The 2,949-nt window shown below is 69.8% G+C and carries 3 protein-coding genes and 1 pseudogene; all 4 read left to right on the top strand.

Features of this window, described 5'->3' with window-relative positions; genetic code table 11:
• Positions 1 to 342 (top strand): annotated as a pseudogene (gene glyA, locus RSA25_RS19305) (serine hydroxymethyltransferase); the annotation flags it as partial.
• Positions 343 to 408: 66 nt separating this feature from the next.
• The gene (locus tag RSA25_RS19310) at positions 409 to 852 is read left to right on the top strand and encodes a hypothetical protein (RefSeq protein WP_332810439.1); all 444 of its coding nucleotides are present in this window, start codon (positions 409 to 411) and stop codon (positions 850 to 852) included.
• A gap of 94 nt (positions 853 to 946) precedes the next feature.
• Positions 947 to 1,468 (top strand): transcriptional regulator NrdR, encoded by a 522-nt coding sequence (gene nrdR, locus RSA25_RS19315; RefSeq protein ID WP_332810440.1) that lies wholly within the window; start codon positions 947 to 949, stop codon positions 1,466 to 1,468.
• Positions 1,469 to 1,523: 55 nt separating this feature from the next.
• Positions 1,524 to 2,609, top strand: coding sequence for a bifunctional diaminohydroxyphosphoribosylaminopyrimidine deaminase/5-amino-6-(5-phosphoribosylamino)uracil reductase RibD (ribD, locus tag RSA25_RS19320; protein ID WP_332810441.1), 1,086 nt, complete (start codon positions 1,524 to 1,526; stop codon positions 2,607 to 2,609).
• Positions 2,610 to 2,949 lie beyond the last annotated feature (340 nt).

Genomic DNA, 2,949 nt, shown 5'->3' on the forward strand with positions numbered 1-2,949 from the left:
CGCGGCTACAAGATCGTCTCCGGCGGCACCCAGAACCACCTGATGCTGGTGGACATGATCGGCAAGGACGTCTCGGGCAAGGATGCGGAGGCCGCGCTCGGCAAGGCCCACATCACCGTCAACAAGAACTCGGTGCCCAACGACCCGCGTTCGCCGTTCGTGACCTCGGGCCTGCGCCTGGGCACCCCGGCCGTCACCACCCGTGGCTACCAGGAACAGGACTGCGTGGACCTGGCCAACTGGATCGCCGACGTGCTGGACGCGCCGGCCGACGAGGCGGTGATCGCCCGCGTGCGCGAAGCGGTCAGCGCCCAGTGCCGCAAGTACCCGGTCTACGGCTGAGGCCTGGCTGCGGGTGTCCGCCACCGGCAGCGGTGGCGGCACCGGCCGTGCACAAGGAAGGCACCCATGTCCGCGCAACACCATCGCCGCTGGTATTGGCTTCAGGCCCTGCTGCTGGGGCTGCCCGCGCTGGTGGCCGGCGGCGGCCTGGGCGCGGTGGTGGTCTTCACCTTCTTCACCCGGCGCCAGTACATGGGCGCCAGCGAGGGGGCGGTGCTGCTGATGTGGTCGGTGGCCGGGCTGTTGGGCCTGGCCGCCTGGCTCTGGTTGAGCGCGGCCTACCTGCGCGGCGGCCGCGAGCGGTTGCGGCGGGTGCCTGCGGTGGCCTGGTTCGGGCTGGCGCTGGGCATGCTGGCCGCGCTGGGGGTGGCGCTGTTCATCGGCCACGCCGCGCTTACCGGCGGCAGCTGGCCGGTGCTGGGTTATCTGGTGGTCGGCCCGCCGCTGCTGATCCCCAGTGCGCACCTGGCCTGGCTGGCACGGCCGCCGAGGCGTCAGGAACAAACCTGACGGCCGTCTCAAGTTGCTGTCTGCACGACTTCTCAGGTACCGTTGCGACGCTGCCGTGACCGCGGCATGACGTTTTCCTGATGCAAGGCGTTCCATGTACTGTCCGTTCTGCCAGCATGCTGATACCCGGGTGATCGATTCGCGCGTCTCTGAAGACGGGGCGACGATCCGGCGTCGGCGTGAGTGCGAGGCCTGCAACGAACGCTTCAGTACGCTGGAAACCATCGAGCTGAAGCTGCCGACCATCGTCAAGAGCGATGGCAGCCGCGAAGCCTTCGACGCGCGCAAGCTGCGCAGCGGCTTCGACCGTGCCTTGCAGAAGCGCCCGGTGCCCGAAGACAAGATCGAGCTGGCGGTGCGCGCGGTGATGCAGCAGGCGCGCATCTGCGGCGAGCGCGAAATCCCGTCCATCAAGGTGGGCGAGTTCGTGATGACCGAACTGCGCAAGCTGGACCATGTCGGCTACGTGCGCTTTGCCTCGGTGTACCGCAGCTTCGAGGACGTGGCCGACTTCCGCGAAGAGATCGAGAAGCTCGAGCGCGAGCTGCCCGCCAGCACCGAGCAGTTGCAGTTGCTGGGCGAGGTGATCGCGCTGGGCAAGAAAAAGAAGGGCTGAGGGCCTTGCCTCCACGCATGGCGTGGACCTGCACCGACGGCGTTACCATGGCGGCATGACCACCCCGTTCACCGCCCTCGACCACCTGCACATGGCCAGCGCGCTGCGCCTGGCCGAACGTGCCGCCTACACCACCCGCCCCAACCCGATGGTCGGCTGCGTGATCGCCCATGGCGAGCGCGTGGTCGGGCAGGGCTGGCACCAGCGTGCCGGTGGCCCACATGCCGAAGTGTTCGCCCTGCGCGAGGCCGGTAGCGAGGCACGCGGCGCCACCGCCTACGTCACCCTGGAGCCCTGCGCGCATTACGGGCGCACGCCGCCCTGTGCGCTGGCGCTGATCGAGGCGGGCGTGGCGCGCGTGGTCGCGGCCATGCGCGATCCCTTCCCGAAGGTGGATGGCGGCGGTTTCGAGCTGCTGCGCGAGGCGGGCATCGAGGTGGTCGAAGGCCTGATGGCCACGCAGGCGCGCGAGCTCAACAAGGGGTTCCTGTCGCGCGTGGAGCGCAACCGCCCGTGGCTGCGGGTGAAGCTGGCCGCCAGCCTGGATGGGCGCACGGCCATGGCCGACGGCCGCTCCAAATGGATCACCGGTGCGGCCGCGCGCGAGGACGTGCAGCACTGGCGCGCACGCGCCGGCGCCATCCTCACCGGCGCGTCCACCGTGCTGGCCGACGACCCCATGCTCACGGTGCGCCTGGCGGCTACCGAGGTGTTGCCGCCGTTGCGCGTGGTGCTGGATGCGCGCCTGCGCTCGCTGGAATGCGCACGCGTGCGCGAGGGTGGGGCGCCCACGCTGTACCTGCACGATGCGGCGGTGAGTGCACCGGATGCGGCCGATGCCGAATTCGCCAGCGTGCCTGGTATCGATGGCCGCCTGGACCTGGGCGCGGTGCTGGCGCTGCTGGCCGGGCGCGGCATCAACGAGGTGCACACCGAAGCCGGCGCGACCCTGGCCGGCGCGCTGCTGGCTGGCGGCTGGGCCGATGAGCTGCTGCTCTACCAGGCGCCCACGTTGCTGGGCGAGCACGGCTTGCCGCTGCTGTCCGGCCTGAATATCCACGCCATGCCGCAGCAGAAGCGCCTGCGCGTGGTGGACCAGCGGATGCTCGGCGACGATCTGCGCTTGCTGCTGCGCCCCTGATCCGCGGTACGCACGGGCAAAGCCGGTAGTGCCGGCCGCTGGCCGGCATTCCCCCACCCCGCGCGACCCAGCCGGCACTCGCAACGCTTAATGCGTCCAGAGACGGAACCCTGCGGACAAGCGAAGCACCAAAAAAACGGGTCTTCGCCCATTCGCGGGTTCTGTCGTCGCGGCGTATGAAGCCTTGCAAGTGCCGGCTCTGTCGCCCCCACCCCCGACAGTCAGTCGCTGGCCCGAGGAGATCAACGGCCGCATCACGGGCCGTTGGTCGGGGTCGTTGGGAACAAGGGTGGCTGTGGAAAGCCGGCCAGCGGCCGGCACTACCGGCTTTTTCTGTGCG

Source organism: Stenotrophomonas sp. (assembly GCF_036662295.1).
In the GTDB taxonomy this organism is placed as follows: Bacteria; Pseudomonadota; Gammaproteobacteria; order Xanthomonadales; family Xanthomonadaceae; genus Stenotrophomonas.